Origin of the sequence: Microbacterium sp. NPDC064584 (genome assembly GCF_040687315.1) — a bacterium.
GTDB classification, from domain to species: Bacteria; Actinomycetota; Actinomycetes; order Actinomycetales; family Microbacteriaceae; genus Microbacterium; species Microbacterium lacus.
On record NZ_JBFBMZ010000002.1, the window covers coordinates 329,354 to 346,655 of the forward strand.

20 protein-coding genes are annotated in these 17,302 nt (G+C 68.2%); 10 read left to right on the plus strand and 10 right to left on the minus strand.

Annotation, left to right across the window (positions count from 1 at the left end):
* The 10 genes from AB0P18_RS06040 to AB0P18_RS06085 all read right to left on the minus strand — a co-directional run bounded on the left by AB0P18_RS06040 (window position 1) and on the right by AB0P18_RS06085 (window position 7,796).
* Window positions 1-939, minus strand: coding sequence for a cytochrome c oxidase assembly protein (locus AB0P18_RS06040; RefSeq protein ID WP_363359357.1), 939 nt, complete (start codon window positions 937-939; stop codon window positions 1-3).
* Complete coding sequence (locus AB0P18_RS06045; protein ID WP_363359358.1) at window positions 936-2,630, minus strand: cytochrome c biogenesis protein ResB; 1,695 nt, start codon at window positions 2,628-2,630, stop codon at window positions 936-938. The genes AB0P18_RS06040 and AB0P18_RS06045 overlap by 4 nt, the downstream gene beginning before the upstream one ends.
* Window positions 2,611-3,375: a cytochrome c biogenesis CcdA family protein gene (locus AB0P18_RS06050; protein WP_363359359.1), complete on the minus strand. Its 765-nt coding sequence runs from the start codon at window positions 3,373-3,375 to the stop codon at window positions 2,611-2,613. Before AB0P18_RS06050 ends, AB0P18_RS06045 begins: the two co-directional genes overlap by 20 nt.
* Window positions 3,372-3,974 carry a TlpA disulfide reductase family protein gene (locus AB0P18_RS06055; protein WP_363359360.1) on the minus strand — a complete coding sequence of 201 codons (603 nt, stop codon included), beginning with the start codon at window positions 3,972-3,974 and terminating at the stop codon, window positions 3,372-3,374. Before AB0P18_RS06055 ends, AB0P18_RS06050 begins: the two co-directional genes overlap by 4 nt.
* The gene (locus AB0P18_RS06060) at window positions 3,971-4,306 is read right to left on the minus strand and encodes a DUF6804 family protein (protein WP_061681230.1); all 336 of its coding nucleotides are present in this window, start codon (window positions 4,304-4,306) and stop codon (window positions 3,971-3,973) included. Before AB0P18_RS06060 ends, AB0P18_RS06055 begins: the two co-directional genes overlap by 4 nt.
* The gene (locus tag AB0P18_RS06065) at window positions 4,303-4,854 is read right to left on the minus strand and encodes a signal peptidase II (RefSeq protein ID WP_363359361.1); all 552 of its coding nucleotides are present in this window, start codon (window positions 4,852-4,854) and stop codon (window positions 4,303-4,305) included. The genes AB0P18_RS06060 and AB0P18_RS06065 overlap by 4 nt, the downstream gene beginning before the upstream one ends.
* Window positions 4,851-5,582 carry a copper resistance protein CopC gene (locus AB0P18_RS06070; RefSeq protein WP_363359362.1) on the minus strand — a complete coding sequence of 244 codons (732 nt, stop codon included), beginning with the start codon at window positions 5,580-5,582 and terminating at the stop codon, window positions 4,851-4,853. The genes AB0P18_RS06065 and AB0P18_RS06070 overlap by 4 nt, the downstream gene beginning before the upstream one ends.
* A gap of 13 nt (window positions 5,583-5,595) precedes the next feature.
* A complete protein-coding gene (locus AB0P18_RS06075; protein WP_363359374.1) occupies window positions 5,596-6,615 on the minus strand; it encodes an NAD(P)-binding domain-containing protein in 1,020 nt (339 codons plus the stop codon).
* Window positions 6,615-7,283 carry a thioredoxin domain-containing protein gene (locus AB0P18_RS06080; RefSeq protein ID WP_363359363.1) on the minus strand — a complete coding sequence of 223 codons (669 nt, stop codon included), beginning with the start codon at window positions 7,281-7,283 and terminating at the stop codon, window positions 6,615-6,617. Before AB0P18_RS06080 ends, AB0P18_RS06075 begins: the two co-directional genes overlap by 1 nt.
* Window positions 7,284-7,373: 90 nt before the next feature.
* On the minus strand, window positions 7,374-7,796 hold the full coding sequence (locus AB0P18_RS06085; RefSeq protein WP_363359364.1) for a hypothetical protein: 423 nt from the start codon (window positions 7,794-7,796) through the stop codon (window positions 7,374-7,376).
* A gap of 185 nt (window positions 7,797-7,981) precedes the next feature.
* On the opposite strand from AB0P18_RS06085, the gene AB0P18_RS06090 reads away from it, so the two are divergent.
* The 10 genes from AB0P18_RS06090 to AB0P18_RS06135 all read left to right on the plus strand — a co-directional run bounded on the left by AB0P18_RS06090 (window position 7,982) and on the right by AB0P18_RS06135 (window position 17,265).
* Entirely contained in the window at window positions 7,982-8,263 is a 282-nt protein-coding gene (locus AB0P18_RS06090) for a metal-sensitive transcriptional regulator (RefSeq protein ID WP_363359365.1), read from the plus strand.
* Between the two features lie 31 nt (window positions 8,264-8,294).
* A complete protein-coding gene (locus AB0P18_RS06095; RefSeq protein ID WP_292858875.1) occupies window positions 8,295-8,621 on the plus strand; it encodes a cation transporter in 327 nt (108 codons plus the stop codon).
* The gene (locus AB0P18_RS06100; RefSeq protein WP_363359366.1) at window positions 8,618-10,891 is read left to right on the plus strand and encodes a heavy metal translocating P-type ATPase; all 2,274 of its coding nucleotides are present in this window, start codon (window positions 8,618-8,620) and stop codon (window positions 10,889-10,891) included. The genes AB0P18_RS06095 and AB0P18_RS06100 overlap by 4 nt, the downstream gene beginning before the upstream one ends.
* 71 nt (window positions 10,892-10,962) lie before the next feature.
* Window positions 10,963-11,379, plus strand: coding sequence for a DUF6153 family protein (locus tag AB0P18_RS06105; RefSeq protein ID WP_231478563.1), 417 nt, complete (start codon window positions 10,963-10,965; stop codon window positions 11,377-11,379).
* A gap of 90 nt (window positions 11,380-11,469) precedes the next feature.
* Window positions 11,470-12,063, plus strand: a complete 594-nt coding sequence (locus AB0P18_RS06110) for a DUF305 domain-containing protein (RefSeq protein ID WP_028495391.1) — start codon at window positions 11,470-11,472, stop codon at window positions 12,061-12,063.
* Window positions 12,064-12,119: 56 nt separating this feature from the next.
* Complete coding sequence (locus AB0P18_RS06115) at window positions 12,120-13,001, plus strand: hypothetical protein (RefSeq protein ID WP_051526139.1); 882 nt, start codon at window positions 12,120-12,122, stop codon at window positions 12,999-13,001.
* 35 nt (window positions 13,002-13,036) lie between these two features.
* Window positions 13,037-15,538 (plus strand): heavy metal translocating P-type ATPase, encoded by a 2,502-nt coding sequence (locus tag AB0P18_RS06120; protein ID WP_292858893.1) that lies wholly within the window; start codon window positions 13,037-13,039, stop codon window positions 15,536-15,538.
* 38 nt (window positions 15,539-15,576) lie between these two features.
* Window positions 15,577-15,771, plus strand: coding sequence for a YHS domain-containing protein (locus AB0P18_RS06125; protein WP_292858896.1), 195 nt, complete (start codon window positions 15,577-15,579; stop codon window positions 15,769-15,771).
* 304 nt (window positions 15,772-16,075) lie between these two features.
* Window positions 16,076-16,681: a hypothetical protein gene (locus tag AB0P18_RS06130; protein ID WP_363359367.1), complete on the plus strand. Its 606-nt coding sequence runs from the start codon at window positions 16,076-16,078 to the stop codon at window positions 16,679-16,681.
* Window positions 16,682-16,974: 293 nt separating this feature from the next.
* Window positions 16,975-17,265, plus strand: a complete 291-nt coding sequence (locus AB0P18_RS06135) for a glutaredoxin domain-containing protein (RefSeq protein ID WP_363359368.1) — start codon at window positions 16,975-16,977, stop codon at window positions 17,263-17,265.
* Window positions 17,266-17,302 lie beyond the last annotated feature (37 nt).

The window sequence follows — 17,302 nt, forward strand, 5'->3', positions numbered from 1 at the left end:
TCAGATGTCCTTCTGGTGGAGCCGGGTGAGGTAGTCGTTGTAGGCGTCGAGCTCGGGATCTCCGTGGGCGTCGGCGCGGCGGTCGGCGACGACGGCCTGGGCGGTGTCGTCACGGAACCAGCGGTGCATCACGTAGATGAGCATCAGCAGGGTGGGAGCCTCGCCGTACGACCAGGCCAGCCCACCGGCGAGACGCTGATCTTCGATCGGGTCGATGCCCAGCGCGCTCGTCGGACCGGCGAACCCTTGCACGAGGGTGCTGGCGGCCATCATCAGAAACACACCGAAAAAGGCATGCAGGGCGGCTTCGGCGAACACGTCCAGGGCGCGGCCGCCGTGGCTCATCCGCACCGGCAGCGGGTCCGAGGACAGGATCGGGATGGTGAACAGCATCCCGGCGACCAGGAACCCGACCTCGAGGAGGGTGTGGCCGGTGACGGTCGCGAGGATCGGGTCGGCGAAGTTCGCCAGGTAGAGGCCGTAGAACGCGAACAGATACAGCGGTACCGCCAGCCACGGGCTGAGTAGCCACCGTCCCGTCCGGCTGCGCAGCCCGGCATGTGCGACGCGGAGTAGTAGGAGGCCGGGGCCGTGGTGCGGGGTGGCGCGCAGCAACAGGGTGCCGGGGGAGCCGAGGACCAGCAGCGGAGGGATCGCCATCATCAGGGTGAGCTGCTGGAACATGAACACCGAGAACAGGGCGTACCCGTAGTTCTCCACGGCCAGACCGGTAACGGCCGCGAGGGCGACGCAGCCGAGTAGGAAGCTGCTCGTCCGCCAGATCGGCCATCGGCGGCCGCGCACCCACATGCGAATCGCGCCGGCCAGGTAAGCGACCGCGAGGAGCCCCGCCAGAATCGGCAGCAGCGGGGCCGGCAGCGGCGCCGGGGTGAGGAAGCCGCCGAGAGTCGGCGGGGCGTCCGGGATCCACACGGTCACGGCGTGCCCTTCGCCGGTGGCTCGACGCCGAGGGCCTGCGCGTGGCGGGTGGCGCAATCGTCGACGGCGCGCGCCAGGGTGGGGTCTTCGCCCCGGGCGAGGCCGGCGTATTCGACGTGCACACCGTCCGGGGTGGTGCGGGCTTTCACCCAGAGCCGGCGGCGGGGCACGAACAGGCCGGCGAATAGGCCGAGGGTGGCGAGGACGGAGAACGCGAGCACCCAGCCGCTGCTCGGGTCGCGTTGGATCTGCAGCGACGCGAAACGCTTGACCGGCTCCTCTGTCGTAACCTCCTCCCAGGTGATGGTGCCCCACCCGTTCGGCAGGTCGACGGTGGCGCCGGGTGTGAGCTCGAGAGAGTCGGCAGCGCTCTCGCCGCCGGTGTGTTGGGTGAGCCCGTCGACATCGAGCGTGTACACCGACCTGGGGGTACCATCGTCGATGCCAAGATCGCCGCTGAAAACGTTGAGGGTCATCACGGGGTTGACCACGTCGGCGTAGACGGAGGTGAACGCGCCGGAGGGCAGCACCCCCTGGGTGGGGTAGAAGAACCCGACCAGTCCGACCTGTTCGGGCAGGCCGTCCGGGACCTTGATGATCCCGAGCGAGGTCATGTTGGAGTCCTGCGGCAGGAACGGCTGCGATTCGCTGTACACGACCTCGCCGGCGGCGTCGCGGATCGTAAGGGTGGGAGCGTAGCCGTTGCCGAGCAGGTAGATCCGGTCACCTTCGACGGTGATCGGGTAGTTCACGATCACACTCTCAGCCCGGTCGTCCTGGCCGGGCTGTCGGATAGTGACGTCGGCGGAAAAGTCGCCCGCCTGACCTGCGCCGGGGGTGCCGGGAAGCCGGTAGGAGACCTGGAAGTCGTCGAGGGTGAGCGAGTAGGGGGCAAGGCCGGTCCCGTCGACAAATCGGCCGGGGTTGAACGAGGAGTAGTCGCTGAGCGCGTTCACAAACGTGGTCCCCTCCACCACGACTCGTTGCCCCGTGTACGCGAATGACCCGCCGATCGCCACCGACACCAGCACACCGATAAGGGCGACGTGGAAGATCAGGTTGCCGGTCTCGCGCAGGTACCCGCGCTCGGCGGACACCGACGCGGCGCTGCGGGCGTCGTAGCGTTCCACCCGGTACCCGGACTTACGCAGCTGCTCTGCCGCGACGGCAACCGCGTGCGCGGCCGCGTCGGGCTGCGTGGCCCCTGCCGGGATGGTGAGATCCCGGTACTCGGACAGGCGTGATAGCCGCGCCGGGGTGCGCGGCGGGCGAGTGCGGAGCGCCTTGTAGTGGTGCTTCGCGCGCGGGATCACGCAACCGATCAGGGAGGTAAACAGCAGCAGGTAGATCGCGGAGAACCACGGCGACAGGTACACATCGAACAGCCCAATCGCGTCCGCCAGCGGGAACACGTCGGGGTTGTTTCGCTCCCATTGGATGACGCCGTTGGGGTCGGCGCTGCGTTGCGGGAACAGCGATCCGGGCACGGCGGCGATGGCGAGGAACAGCAGCAGCACCAGCGCGGTGCGCATACTGGTCAGTTGCCGCCACGCCCACCGCAGCCAGCCCGTGATGCCGAGGGTCGGCTGGGTGATCTCGGTTGCGGTATCGACGTCAGTGTCGGCGTGGTCGCCGGGCCGCAGCGGGTCGGCCGTCACGTCGGTGCCGGTGTCAGAGCGGGAGGGGGACATTAATCACCACCTGTTGCAGCTGCGACATCAGCACCGTCCACAGTCCCGTCACCATCAGCAGGCCGAGGGCGATGAGCATGGCCCCGCCGATGATGTTCAGTGCCCGGATGTGGCGGCGCAGGAACGTGACCGATCGGGACGCCCAGCCCCACCCGGCCGCGAGGATCAGGAACGGAATACCCAGGCCCAGCGAGTACGCCAGCCCGAGCAGGCCGGCGCGGGCGGGGTCGCCGAGGTTCCACGACATCGAGATGATCGCCGCGAGCGTCGGGCCGATGCACGGAGTCCAGCCGACGCCGAGCGCGAACCCCAGAAGCGGCGCCCCGATCAGCCCGGCCCTGCCCTGGGCGCGGGGGCGGAGGGTGCGCTGCGCGATGCCGAAGAAGCCGAGGAACACGAGCCCCAGGGCGATGATGATGATCCCGAACACCCGGGTGAGGATGCCTGCGTATTGCAGCAGCAGGTATCCGAAGGTGCCCCCAAGGATCGTGACGGCGACGAATACGACCGTGAACCCGGCGATGAATAACGTCACGCCCAGCAGCAGCCGGGCGCGCTCGGCCGTGGCGGTGCGCCCGCCGTTCACCGTGGGGGATGTTGTCGTGGTGGTGCTGCCGAGGTAGCCGAGGTAACCGGGCACCAGTGGGAGAACGCACGGGGACACGAACGAGACCAGCCCGGCGAGGATCGCGACCGGGATCGCGACCCACAGGGCGCCGTCGACGATGACCGCTCCCGGGTTCACGAGGTGTCCTCGGCGAGGGTGTCGGCGACCAGGGTGGACAGGATCGACGCGCTGGCCAATTGCCCGATGATCCGCGCGGCGACCCGCCCCTCCTGGTCGATGACCAGGGTGGTGGGCGTGGCCTGGATTGGGGTGACCTGAGCGAATGCGAGTTTCACTTTGCCGTCGTTCACGTCTATCACGCTCGGGTAGGTGACGTTGTTGTCGCGGGCGAACGACAGCGCGGTCGCGGGCTGGTCGTAGGTGTTGACCCCGAGGAACCCGACACCCTGCTCCTGGTACTCCTGCCAGACCTCCTCGAGCAGAGGCGCCTCAACGATGCACGGCCCACAGGCGGCGTACCAGAAGTTCACCACCAGCACCCCGCCGCGGTAGTCGCCGCTGGAGACCGCCTCACCGGTCTCCGTGACGCCTTCGAACACCACCGGCTCGCCGCGGTCGGTCTCGGGGATCTCGACGATCTGGAAGTCGCCGGCGATGTAGCCTTTCTCGTTTCCGTCCCGGTACTGCTGCGCGAGCGAGTCGCTAGATCCGCACCCGGCGAGCAGCCCAGCAACAAGCAGCACCGAGGCAGTGGCGATCAGAGCGCGGTGGTTCATGGTCGCTTGACCTTGATCAGTGCGCCGGCCACCAGGAACACAACCGCGGCGACCGGTTGCGCGGCCGTCCACACCGGGCCGGTGAACGGAAACGGGAACACCGGGTTCCAGATCACCACGATCGCTGCGAACACCGGCACCCACCACCACTGCCGCGCCTGGATGGCGAACCAACCGACGACGACCGCCAAGATCGCGGCGACGAACAGCACCAGCGTGAACCAGTCCCCACCCATCAGCACCGGTGCAAGGAACAACACCGCGGCCGCGAGCAGCCCCGGGGCGAACGCGTTGCGCTGATACACGGACGGGGTGCGCTGCTTAGCCATCATGACCCGCTCACCGCCGATCCCGCCGCCGGCGACGGTCCACCGGCCACCCCGGCATCCGCCGTGTTGGTGCGGGCGCGCCGGTGTCGGATCCAGATGTTCAGGCCGAGCACGATCACGCCAGCGCCGAGGGCGACATCGGCGAGGTTTCCGATGAAGAGGGTCCCGTAGGCGAGGAAGTCGGTGACGTGCCCGACCCCGAACCCGGGCGGGGAGAACAGCCGGTCGATCAGGTTGCCGATCGCGCCGCCCAGGATCAGCCCGATCCCCACCGCCCACCATCCCGTCCGTGCCCGCGCCGCGGCGACGATCAGCACCATCACGGCGCCGATGCCGAGGAGGGTGAGTAGCCCCGTGAACCCGGCGCCGAGAGAGAGGATTGCGCCCGGGTTGAACGCGAGCTGCAGCCCGAGCAGGTCTCCCAGCAGCGGGAGGCGCTCGTCCTGACTCAACCCGCTGAGTGCGGCCGCTTTCGTCGCCTGGTCAACGAGGACCACGACGCCTGCGGCCAGGCAGGCGGTCGCGAATCGTCGGGACTGCTCTCGATTCATCGGCTGGACCGTTCTTCCCCCGTGTCGCCATTTCCGCTGCCCTGACCGGACGCAGCAGCTGCGGCTGCTCTGTCGCGGCGGCGGCGCTCTCGAGCCACCATGAGTACGACGATCAGAGCACCGCCGAGCACGCCTACACCGCTCACGACCGCGAGGACGGGTAGGAGCTCCCCGCCTCCGGAGGGGCCGTTGTGAACCTCCCCGGAGGTAGTGGCCGGGGTCGTCGCAGACGGTTCGGATGTCTGTTCCTCGGTTGCTTCGGGGGTGGGGGTACTGGTGGGCGCCGTGACGGCTTCGACGGTGTACTGGTACTCATTGCTGATCGGGTGCCCATCGCTGGAGACGACCCGCCACCGCACCGTGAACACCCCAGCCTGACCTGGCTGGACAGCCTGGGTGACGGTGGTCCCGTCGATGATCGGTTCTCCGGACGCGAGGTTCTGCCCGTCCGCGGCGACGACCTCGATGATCACCGCGCTGAAATCGGTGAGAATCTCCCCGCTGAACGTCAGCGAGATCTCTTCCGGAACCACGCCGATCGTGGAACCGGCTTCCGGGGAGGACGAGACGATCTCATCGTGCGCGGCCGCGGGAGTCGCAACGGCGAACAGCAGACCAGCGGTCAGCAGTATTGCCGCCAGGCCGGGCAGAAAGAAGGAGCGTCGACGGATCCTAGGGGTCAGCGGACGCCGCCGGGATGCCCGGTGGTCAACGGGACTAGCGGTCATGGTCTCGGTCCTTTCAGGGCCGGTTGATGATGTGCTGGGCGATCGTCGTCGCGTCCTTCGAAACGCCTGCGATGGTGTCGGAGCCGCGGCCGCCGTAGTGCGGCATTCCCGCCACGAACAACCCGGGAAGCCCGGTCATGGTGCGCCGGGGCCGCTCGGTGCGGGCCGTTTCCGGCAGCCAGTGGTCACCCGGGTCGTATCCGGTGGCGAGGATTACCGACCCCGGCGAGATCTGAGCACCATCAGCGAAGGTCACCGTGGCGCCATCCGCGGTCGTCACCGCGGGTGCGATCGTGACCCCCGCACGCCGCAGCTGTTCATAGCCGTCGCCGAACACCGGCTCAGGGCGTCTGTCGCGCGACAGCAAGGACACGCTTTCGCCCGCCGCGGTGGGGTAGCTCATCGCGGGGCGGTGTCGCCGCGGAGTGCGGGTGGACAGTGTGACGGCGTGCGATGCGGACAGTTCGCGAGCCAGCTGCACACCACTGTTCCCGCCGCCGACGATGAGTACGTCCCCGGCAGGAACCTGCCCCGGGTACAGGTACTCGCTGCTGTGCAGCATGACCCCCGGCACACGGAGCCAACTCGCCCACTCCGGCAGTCGAGGATGCGCGGCCGCGGCGGTCGCGCAGACCACATTGCGGGTCTGCACCTCACCCGCCGTCGTCGACAGGAGCAGCGTCGAGCCATTCCCACGATGCTCCACCCCCGTAGCTCGGACACCCCAAACGGTCTCCACGCCGAGGCCGGCTTCCACATACGTGAGGTAGTCGACCATCTCGTCCGCCCGTGGATGCCGGCGCTGATCGCCCAGCAGCCGGCGCGGAGACAACGCACTATGCCGGGCGTCGCTGAGCAGCTCCATCGAATGCCACCGCGACACCCAGGAACGCTGCCCTGGCGCGGCTGCATCGATCACCACGAACTCGTGCTGCGGCCGGAGCCCTTCCGCGCTCAACGCCGCCGCGACCGCCAGCCCGGCCTGCCCGGCGCCGACGATGATTACCCGTCGATGTGATAACCCCGCCCGCATCACTGGCCACCGCTCACCGCGGCCTGGACGAGGTTCTCAAGGTCGTCCCACTCCTGCAACTGCGCGAGCTCGCCGTCGACGAAGAATGTCGGTGTGCTGCTCACCCCGAGCGCGCGACCCTCTTCAAAGTCCTGATCGACACGCTCAGTCGTTGACGGGTCCGCTACAGCGGCGTCGTAGGCGACCATGTCCAGCCCGAGTTCCTCCGCAAAGCCGCGGAACAAGTCGGCGCGAGACTCCTGTGCCTCGCCCCACTCCGCCTGTGTCTCGAACAAGCGGTGATACATGTCCTCGAACCGGTCCTGCTGCGCGGCGGCTTCCGCCGCGATCGCGGCGTTCTTCGAGTTGAAATGACCCGGAAGAGGGAAATAGCGGACCACATAGGTGATCTCCCCGGCGAACCGCTCCCGCAGATCCTCCACGATGGGGTAAAACGCGCCACATGCCTCGCACTCGAAGTCCAGGAACTCCACCACCGTGACTGCGCCCTCACCTCCGTCGTCGAGGACGTGCGAGTTCTCCCGCACGAGTTGCGCCGACGATGAGCCGGTCTCGAACGAGGGCGGAGCGGATTGGCTCTGACTGACAAGGACATAGATCAACGAGGCCACGACCAGCACAGCCACAACGGCAATGGTGACGAGAGTCGCCTTTACAGGGGTTTTCATCCGGTACTCCAAACCAAGACACGGCACAGGACAGCACCCGGGCACACAGCCCGGGACGAAGCGCCACCCAACGCGGTGGCGTGCCAGATATCAGGTTCGGGAAAGACCCAGTTGCGTCAACGAGAAAACGATCGGATGCGCCTGCGCGGCCGAAGGAGGAATGAGCGATGGCATCCGTGGCGCAGCACCGAGGACAGGTGGCATCCGCCGACGCCACAGTCTCCTTAGCGCCACCATGAACGTGAGGCCGCACAGCACACCGAAGACACACAACGCCGCACCGACCAGTGCGTCCGACCCCGGCCAGGAGCTATCAGTGACTGCCTCATGCGCGGCCGCGACATCCGCTACAGGCTCCACATGCGGGTCCATCAGCCCGGACACCACGAGCGGGATAGGCGCCGACCCATCCAGCTCCGTATGGGCCGTTGCCGCCAGGCCGAGCATCAGCAGCAACGCCAAACCGACACTGGTAATGAGCCTCATTATCAACAACTGCTCATTCAGCGTCACGGATCGCGGGTTCCGTGCCGAGGACATCATCCCTAGCACTTTACCGCACGCATCTAGCCGCATCCGGAGGCCGGCTCCGGCGACATTTTGACCAGTTTTCGCGCCTGATCCTGAAAAGGGGTGACTATGCCCCACGAGCACGCGCCCCGAGGGCCAGGTACGGTAGGGGGGTATAGTATGGAGATATGAACGGATACGCCGGGAACAAGGACGACCTGCTCAAGCGGCTCAGCCGCGCCGAGGGTCAGGTGCGCGGAATCGCCCGGATGGTCGAGAACGACAAGTACTGCATCGATATCATCACCCAGGTCTCCGCAGCGACAAGCGCACTCGAAACAGTCGCCCTATCGCTGCTCGCCGACCACTTGTCGCACTGCGTCGCCGAGGCGACCGCCGAGGGCGGCGCCGTCGCCGAACAGAAGATCCAAGAAGCGAACGAGGCGATCGCTCGCCTTGTCCGCTCCTGAGCCGAATGCCTTGAACAGATAGGAACCCCTCATGACCACGAACGAGCGCACCGACCTGGGCCTGACCGACTCCGCCGCCGGATGCAGCTGCTGCGCCACGGCATCCGTCCCCGACACGCAGCCCGCCGCATCCACGATCACCGCTGAGGTGCTGGTTGAGGGGATGACCTGCTCGCACTGCGTGATGAGCGTCACCGAGGAGATCTCCGCGATCGACGGTGTCGATAACGTCTCGGTCGACCTGAAGGCCGGCGGAACCTCACGGGTCACGATCCACAGCGCCGAGCCGATCGATGCCGCACGCGTGCGGGCCGCGGTAGAGGAGGCGGGGTACGCCCTCGCCGGCACACCCGCATGAGCACCGTCGATGTGGACCTCGATATCTCGGGGATGACCTGCGCATCCTGCGCGACCCGGATCGAGCGCAAGCTCAACAAGATCCCGGGGGTGGAGGCGACGGTCAATTACGCGACCGAGAAGGCGCGCGTGCACGCCGACGGCGTGGAGACGGCGCAGCTGATCGCGGCGGTCGAATCCGCCGGCTACTCCGCGGCGCTTCCCGCGCCGATCATCGATGAGTCCACATCGGCCGCAACACCTGCCGACGACGTCGAGTTGGTTACCCTGCGCCGCCGGCTGCTGATCAGCACGGCCCTGGCCGTGCCGGTCGCGCTGATGTCGATGATCCCGTTGCTGCAGTTCACGAACTGGCAGTGGCTCGCGCTGACCCTGACCGCGCCGGTCGCGGTGTGGGGCGCCTGGCCGTTCCACCGTGCCGCGTTCGTGAATGCCCGCCACGGCGCCGCGACCATGGACACGCTGATCAGCCTCGGGGTGATCGCCGCATTCGGGTGGTCGCTGTATGCGCTGTTCTTCGGGATGGCGGGGATGCCGGGCATGCACATGACCTTCACCCTCTTCGGCAGCCCGGAAGCGGGAAGCGGGGAGATCTACCTGGAAGTCGCCGCCCTCGTCACGGTGTTCATCCTCGCCGGCCGGTACGCCGAAGCCCGGGCGAAGAAGTCTTCTTCCGAGGCGTTGCGCGCCCTGCTCGAACTCGGCGCCAAGGACGCCACGCGCCTCGTCGGCGGGGTGGAGCAGCGTGTTCCGGTCGCACAGCTTGCCGTCGGGGACCGGGTGCTGGTGCGCCCCGGCGAGAAGATCCCCTCGGACGGGCTCGTCGTCGACGGCGCCTCGGCGATCGACGCCAGCATGCTGACCGGGGAATCCGTGCCGGTCGAGGTCACCGTCGGATCCCGCGTCGTGGGCGCCACCGTGAACGTTGGCGGACGCCTGATCGTCGAGATCACGAGGGTCGGGGCGGACACGGAGCTGGCGCGGATGCAGCGGCTGATGGATGACGCTCAGACCGGCAAGGCGCGCGTGCAGCGTCTCGCCGACCGGGTCTCGGCCGTGTTCGTTCCGATCGTGATCCTCCTGGCGATCGTCGCTTTCGTCGGGTGGATGCTGGTCGGTGGGTCCGTCGAGGTCGCGTTCACTGCTGCGGTGGCGACGCTGATCATCGCCTGCCCGTGCGCGCTGGGCTTGGCCACTCCGACCGCGCTGCCGGTCGGCACCGGACGCGGGTCACAGCTGGGCATCCTCATTCGTGGGCCGCAGGTGCTTGAGCAGACCCGTCAGGTCGACACGATCGTGCTGGACAAGACCGGAACCATCACCCAGGGCGCGATGACCGTCACCACCGTCTCGGCGGCGCCCGGCGTTACCGATGACGAGTTGCTGCGGATCGCCGCCGGCGCGGAGTGGGGATCCGAACACCCCGTCGCGCGGGCCATCGCGAGCGCTCATGGTGGCGCGGCACCGGTGGCGGAGTCGTTCGCGTCGCACGCCGGGTTCGGCGTCCAGGCCGTTCTGGAAGGCTCGCTCGTCGTGGCTGGACGCCCGGAGTGGGTGGAGGACCAGTGGTCCGTTCATCTGCCGATCCGTTTTCGCGGTGAGGCTGAGGTGCTGGAGGCTGCTGGGGGCACGGTGATCGCGGTCGCCCGCGACGGGGACTTCCTCGGCATCGTCGCGGTCTCCGACACCCTCAAGCCCACCAGCGCGGACGCGATCGCCCGATTCCGCGCCCTGGGCCTGCGTCCCGTGCTGCTCACGGGCGACAACGCCGGCGCCGCCGAGCACATCGCGGGGCTGGTCGGCATCGATGAGATTCGGGCTGGGGTCACCCCCGCAGGAAAGCTCGACGCCATCCGGCAGCTGCAATCCGCGGGGCGTGTGGTGGCGATGGTCGGTGACGGTGTGAACGATGCCGCCGCCCTCGCCGCGGCCGACCTCGGCATCGCGATGGGGGGCGGGACGGACGCCGCCATCGCCGCCAGCGACGTAACCATCGCCTCCGGCGATCTCCTGGTTGTCGCGGATGCGATCCGGCTGTCGCGCCGGACGCTGGGCACCATCAAGGGCAACCTGTTCTGGGCGTTCGCGTACAACATCGCCGCGATCCCGATCGCGATGCTCGGCCTGCTCAACCCCCTGGTTGCCGCCGCAGCGATGGCCCTGTCGTCGGTGTTTGTGGTGACCAACAGCCTCCGCCTGCGGCGGTTCCGCCCAGCGTCGGCGCCGACGGTGCCGACCGCACCCGTTGCGCGGGAACCGCAGCACGTTTGAGACCTGGCGGCTGGCGGTTCCACGCCGGCCGCCAGGGACGATTACCCTGAAGAGGAGGAGGTGAGTTCTCGATGATCACTCTCGCGCAGCATCTGCGTCGCGGCCCTTCCGGGCTGGGTCATTCTGTGCTGTTGCTCATCGCCCTCACCGCCGCGCTCATCATCGGGCTGCTCGCCATGCACGCGCTGGCCGCCCCGACAGCCCACGCCGAGCCTGCCGCCGCCGTGTCCGTGCAGGAAGCCGGCGCCGCCCACGGCCACGATGCGCCACCGGCTGACGACGGTTGCCCGGACTGCGGGGGGCATGAAGCCATGCTCGCGATGGCGTGCGTCCTTGCCCTCCTGGTCGTATCGCTGCTTTTCCTCCTGCCCCGCGCTGGCGTCAGCTGGGGTGTCGTGTTCGGCCGGGCCGGACCCCTCATGGTCGCCGGCCGGGCAGCGCTGTCTCGACCACCCTCTCTTCTCGTTCTTTGCATCAGTCGAACGTGATGGCAGCTCGCTGACCCGTTAAGGGCAGCCGAGCTTTCGCGCGCGATCACACCGATCGTGCGCGCCACACAGACGACTGAGGAGAACCACATGAAGAACCGTGCCGCGGCGACCGCCGCGATCACCCTGACCGCCCTGCTCGCCCTCGCTGGTTGCGCCGGCGCCACCGGCAGCGGCGGGATGCCCAACATGCCCGGAATGGGCTCGTCGGCATCCGCATCCCCGGCCGCCGACGTGAACAACGCCGACATGCAGTTCACGATGATGATGATTCCCCATCACGAACAAGCCGTTGAAATGGCCGACATGATCCTCGCCAAGGACGGCATCGACGAGCGCGTCATCACCCTGGCCGAGCAGATCAAGGCCGCCCAAGGCCCGGAGATCGAGCTGATGGAGTCCTGGCTCGATGACTGGGGCACCCCGATGGGGGACATGGACGGAATGGACCACGGAGGGATGATGTCGGACACCGACATGCAAGCCCTCCAGGACGCCACCGGTGCGGAGGCCTCCCGCCTCTTCCTGGAGCAGATGATCGTCCACCACGAAGGCGCGATCGACATGGCGCAGACCGAAGTCGAGAACGGCCAGAACGCCGACGTGATCGCCCTCGCAGAGGCCATCATCGCCTCACAGACCACCGAGATCACCACGATGGAGGAGATTCTCGCGACACTCTGACCGTCAGGGGCCGGCCGCACCCGACGGCCGACCCCCGACCCAGGGAGACCGCCACCATGAAGACACATACACGCACTCTCGCCGCTTTTGGCCTCGCCACCACGGTTGTCCTGACCGCCGCCGCATGCGCGGCTGTACCCGAGAATGAGACCTCGCTCGATCTCATACCGCACGTCCACGACGTCGCTTTCGACCCGGACGGGGCGGTGCTGGTCGGCGCACACACCGGTGTCTACCGGGTCGACCCGACGACCGACGACACCTCCCTGGTCGGGAAGACCACCTTCGATGCGATGGGACTGACCGTCCACGCGGACACCATCCTCGCGTCCGGCCACCCTGACCCGGCCAACCAGGACCACACCTTCACTGCCCCCAACGTGGGCCTGGTCCGCTACAGCGACGCCGGCTGGGAACAGGTGTCGCTGGCAGGCGTCACCGACTTCCACCTTCTCGCCGCCACCCCCGCCGCCCCCGACTTCCTCCTCGGGCTTCCGTCCGACCGGGCGGTCCTCGCCGCGAGCGGTGATGCCGGGCAGACCTGGGAGGACCTTGGCCCGCTGACGGCACGGGACATCAGCATCGACCCGATGAAAGCCGATGTGGTCACTGCCACCACTCCGGAGGGTCTGATGGTCAGCCGCGACGGCGGCATCACCTTCACCGCGGTCGCCAACGCCCCGGCGCTTCTGGTGATCACGGCCGACCCGACAGCGGAGGAGGGCATCATCGGGGTCGATGCGGACGGCATGATCTGGACCGGAAGCACGACCGAGGGGGCCGTCTGGAAGACCGCCGGGCACGCCACCGGCGCCGCCTCGGCAATCGCGGCCAGCTTCGACGGAGCTGTCGCCATCGCTGACGAGGGCGGAGTGCGCATAACCACCGACGCCGGAAAAACCTGGCGGACTGTCATCAGGACGGACGCTTCACAATGAACCCGACGTCCGCCGATCACCGAGAAGAGAAGATCATGAGCAACACGACGCGAACCGTGGTGTTGGAAGTCGAGGGGTTGTCCTGGGCGTCCTCAAAGGCCACGGTCGAGGCCACCCTGCTGCGGCAGGCGGGTGTCACTGATGTCGAGGCGAACCCGGTCTCCCAGACCGCGAACGTGACCTACAACCCGGAGCTGACCTCACAGGATCAGCTGCGGCAGTGGATCATCGAGTGCGGCTACCACTGCGCCGGGCAGTCCGTCCCCGAGCACATCTGCGATCCCGCCGACGACCCCACCCGGCCGGCGCACACCGACCACCGCCCGCCCCCGACCGAACCACACGTGCCGCCGCCCGGGGATGCACGGCCCCTAGGCCCGACGACCCCGGCTCACGATCACGCCGCCATGACCAGCCCCGCACCTGTGGGCGGCGAGACCTCCGCGGATCAGGTCCCACGCCAAGCCCTGGATCACGGAGGCCACGAGATGGCAGACCGCAGCATGCAGGATGTGATGGGGCACGGCGGAAGCCACGCGGGAATGTCCATGGCCTCGATGATCCGCGATATGCGCAACCGGTTCATCGTGGCCGCCGTGCTGTCCGTCCCGATCATCTTGTGGTCCCCGATCGGCCGGGAAGTGCTGGGGTTCACCGTGCCCGCACCGTTCGGGCTGCGCGATGACGTGTTCTCGCTGATCCTCTCGCTGCCGGTGATCTTCTACTCCGCCTGGATCTTCTTCGATGGGGCCTTCCGTGCGCTCCGAGCCCGCACCCTGGACATGATGGTGCTGGTCGCCGTCGGTGTCGGCACCGGCTGGCTGTACAGCGTGGCGGTCACCCTCACCGGCGGCGGTGAAGTGTTCTACGAAGCCGCCACCGTGCTTGCCGCGTTCGTGCTGCTCGGCCATTGGGTGGAGATGCGCGCCCGCGGCGGGGCGAACGACGCGATCCGCACCCTGCTCGAGCTCGCCCCTCCCCGCGCAGTCGTGCTCCGCGACGGCGAAGAGGTCGAGGTGCCCACCGCCGACGTCGTCCCCGGCGATCTCATGCTGGTCCGACCCGGCGCGAAGATCCCCACCGACGGCACCGTCGAAGAAGGCGACTCGGAGATCGACGAATCCATGGTGACCGGCGAGAGCCTCCCGGTCCTCAAAACGCCCGGATCCGAGGTGATCGGCGCCACCGTCAACACCACCGGGACCCTCCGGGTACGGGCCACCAAGGTCGGCGCCGACACCGCCCTCGCGCAGATCGTCGCGCTCGTCCAGGAGGCGCAGAACTCCAAAGCCCCCGGGCAACGCCTCGCCGACCGGGCGGCGTTCTGGCTGGTCCTGGTCGCCCTGATCGGCGGCACGGTCACCTTCCTCGCCTGGCTGCTGATCGGCGCCCCAGTGCCTACAGCGATCCTGTTCGCCATCACCGTCGTGGTGATCACCTGCCCCGACGCGCTCGGCCTGGCCACACCGACTGCGATCATGGTCGGCACCGGACTCGGCGCCAAACGCGGCGTGCTGTTCAAGAACGCCAGCGCCCTGGAATCCGCTGCCCATATCGATACGGTCGTCCTCGACAAGACCGGCACTCTGACCAAGGGCGAACCCGAAGTCACGGACTACCTGCCGATCGGCATGAACGACATCGAACTGCTCTCCCTCGCGGCCGCAGCGGAACGCGAATCTGAGCATCCGCTCGCCAGGGCGGTCGTCGCCTACGCCGACGCCCGCAACATCCCCCGACGCACCGCCAGCGCATTCCGGAATGTGACCGGGCTCGGCGCTGTCGCCACCGTCGACGGCCACCGCGTGGTGATGGGCAACACCCGTCTGATGGCCGATGAGGGCATCGACATCAGCCCCATCGAGGCAGCCCTCCACGGACTGGCCTCCACCGGACGCACCGCCATCGCATTCGCGGTGGACGGCGAGGCAGCTGGGGTGATCGCGCTGGCGGACGCGCCGCGAGAGACCGCCGCGGCAGCGGTCACGGCCCTCCACGAGGCTGGCATCGAGGTCGTTATGCTCACCGGCGACAACGAGCCCACGGCAAAGCGGATCGCCTCCCTGTTGAGCATCGACACCGTGATCGCCGAAGTCCTCCCCGAGGACAAGTCCGCACGGATCGCCGAGCTGCAACGGGCGGGCAAGAAGGTTGCCATGGTCGGCGACGGCGTGAACGACGCCCCCGCCCTCGCTCAAGCAGACCTGGGCGTCGCCATCGGCGCGGGAACCGATGTGGCCATCGAGACCGCCGATGTCGTGCTGATGCGCTCCGACCCTCTCGACGTCGCGATCGCGCTGCGGATCGGGAAAGGCACCGTCCGAAAGATGCGACAGAACCTCGGCTGGGCCATCGGCTACAACGCCGTCGCCCTCCCGATCGCCGCCGGCGTCTTCGTCTCCTCGCTGGGGATCATGCTCAGCCCGGAGATCGCCGCCATCTCGATGTCCGGCTCCAGCGTCATCGTCGCCGTGAACGCGCTCCTGCTCAAGAGGCTGCGCCTCCCCTCACCTGCCGCTCCCGCTGCAGCATCCTGACAGTCCCCCCTGCCTGACCCCAACCCGAGGAGAATCCCATGACACACCACCACAACGGCGACGCGACCGACAACGCAGAACTGGTCACGGACCCGGTCTGCGGGATGCTGATCGACCCTGCGACAGCCGCCGCAACCCGAGAGCACGACGGCACGACGTTCTACTTCTGCTCAATCGGATGCGCCAAGGCTTTCGACGCGGATCCCCACCGATACGGACACCCACACCGGTGACGGTCCGGCAGTACTGGTGGGGCGTGGACCGCCATGCGCACCCACCGCGAGCACATCGGCTAAGCAGGTAACCCCTCGACAGCGCCGCCGCTGACGCCCGGCGGCGCGGCCTCCTCGTCCACGAGCTGGAAGAGGCCGCGATCACCGACCGTGCAGCCCGCATCAGCGCCCTCCGCAGCGGCACGACCCCCACGGGCGGGCTGTACGCCCGCGACGCATCCGGACTCGCCACCGACTACGAGAACATCGCCCGCGAGCTGCTGACCCGCGTCGCGGACATCGAGCAGGAAGTGAGCGTCGCATCATGAGCGAACCGCAGATCGAGCGCCCCAACCTTGCAGACGCCTTCAAAGGCTCCGGCAGCGGCCGCGCAGCCAGCCTCGGCGGCCTCCTACCCAAGAACACCCGCCCCGCCGACCCCGCGACGGCCGACACGGCAGTAGCAGTCGAGCCGGCCGCCCCGCGGCAGAAGCCGACGCCCAAGCCCGCCACCGAACGCCCGACGGCTGTTCGCCGCGCCGCGGCACAGCACGCGGGCGTGCAGAACGTCGCCGTCTACCTCGAGCCCGACATCCTCGCCCTTGTCCGCGCCGCCAAGACCCGCACCACGACAGCGGGGGAGCCGGACAAGACCTACGACGAACTCCTCGTCGACGCCCTCGACCACATCCCCACCGAGCAGCTGCGCGCCGAGTTCGCCAGCGCACCCACCGAGCACAGCGCAGGCCCGCTGCAACGCCGCGCCCGCCGCGCACGAGGCAGCGGCGGCATCCAGATCCAGCTACGCCTCGACGGCGACCAACGTCGCGCACTCGACGAGCTCACCGCCGATGCCGGCGCGCCCTCGCGCAGCGCGCTCGTCGCCGCGGCCTACCGGCTGCACCTCGCCCCGCACGACCACGAGAGCTAACCGGCTCAACCGACGCAATCATGCGACGACAGCACACCACAGCGAGCCGACACGGAGGCCGGCCCGCAGAAGGAGCCGCTGCGCGGCGCAGACACTCTCACGCACTCTTTGACCTGTCCGGCTGTCGAGGATACGTCGGCTCCACTGCGGGCCAACGGCTTTCGCGGCATATCCTCCCTCGCTGCGCTCAGTCCGGTATTCCACGGTCCGTTGCTCCCTCCGCTGCGCCCGCCGCTAATCCCTCGATTGCCGGAAGGCAAAGAGAAACGGTTGGTAAGGAGAAGGGCAGAGCAATGGCTGAGCAGATCACGGTGTACACCACCGGCCCGGCATGCGCACGCTGCACGCTGACCAAGAACGTGATGACGAGCAAGGGGATCGCGTTCGTCGAGGTGAACATCAGGGACGACGAGGCGGCACGCACGTATGTCGTGGAGGACCTGGGCTACACCGAGGCACCCGTCGTCGTCATCACCGACGAGGACCACTGGAGCGGCTTCCGCCCCGACCACATCGACCGGATCGCCAAACGGGCGATATTGCCATCCGATGCAACGCGCGAAGCGCGATCGCCCGCGCGGTAGAGCCTGAGCTCAAGAAGGATGTCGAGGGGGCCGGGGG

Bases quoted from the DNA above. Each gene is read 5' to 3' on its own strand.
- AB0P18_RS06045 (WP_363359358.1), bottom strand. From the start codon at position 2,630: ATGTCCCCCTCCCGCTCTGACACCGGCACCGACGTGACGGCCGACCCG.
- AB0P18_RS06055 (WP_363359360.1), bottom strand. From the start codon at position 3,974: ATGAACCACCGCGCTCTGATCGCCACTGCCTCGGTGCTGCTTGTTGCT.
- AB0P18_RS06060 (WP_061681230.1), bottom strand. From the start codon at position 4,306: ATGATGGCTAAGCAGCGCACCCCGTCCGTGTATCAGCGCAACGCGTTC.
- AB0P18_RS06065 (WP_363359361.1), bottom strand. From the start codon at position 4,854: ATGAATCGAGAGCAGTCCCGACGATTCGCGACCGCCTGCCTGGCCGCA.
- AB0P18_RS06070 (WP_363359362.1), bottom strand. From the start codon at position 5,582: ATGACCGCTAGTCCCGTTGACCACCGGGCATCCCGGCGGCGTCCGCTG.
- AB0P18_RS06075 (WP_363359374.1), bottom strand. From the start codon at position 6,615: ATGCGGGCGGGGTTATCACATCGACGGGTAATCATCGTCGGCGCCGGG.
- AB0P18_RS06080 (WP_363359363.1), bottom strand. From the start codon at position 7,283: ATGAAAACCCCTGTAAAGGCGACTCTCGTCACCATTGCCGTTGTGGCT.
- AB0P18_RS06090 (WP_363359365.1), top strand. From the start codon at position 7,982: ATGAACGGATACGCCGGGAACAAGGACGACCTGCTCAAGCGGCTCAGC.
- AB0P18_RS06095 (WP_292858875.1), top strand. From the start codon at position 8,295: ATGACCACGAACGAGCGCACCGACCTGGGCCTGACCGACTCCGCCGCC.
- AB0P18_RS06100 (WP_363359366.1), top strand. From the start codon at position 8,618: ATGAGCACCGTCGATGTGGACCTCGATATCTCGGGGATGACCTGCGCA.
- AB0P18_RS06105 (WP_231478563.1), top strand. From the start codon at position 10,963: ATGATCACTCTCGCGCAGCATCTGCGTCGCGGCCCTTCCGGGCTGGGT.
- AB0P18_RS06110 (WP_028495391.1), top strand. From the start codon at position 11,470: ATGAAGAACCGTGCCGCGGCGACCGCCGCGATCACCCTGACCGCCCTG.
- AB0P18_RS06115 (WP_051526139.1), top strand. From the start codon at position 12,120: ATGAAGACACATACACGCACTCTCGCCGCTTTTGGCCTCGCCACCACG.
- AB0P18_RS06120 (WP_292858893.1), top strand. From the start codon at position 13,037: ATGAGCAACACGACGCGAACCGTGGTGTTGGAAGTCGAGGGGTTGTCC.
- AB0P18_RS06125 (WP_292858896.1), top strand. From the start codon at position 15,577: ATGACACACCACCACAACGGCGACGCGACCGACAACGCAGAACTGGTC.
- AB0P18_RS06130 (WP_363359367.1), top strand. From the start codon at position 16,076: ATGAGCGAACCGCAGATCGAGCGCCCCAACCTTGCAGACGCCTTCAAA.
- AB0P18_RS06135 (WP_363359368.1), top strand. From the start codon at position 16,975: ATGGCTGAGCAGATCACGGTGTACACCACCGGCCCGGCATGCGCACGC.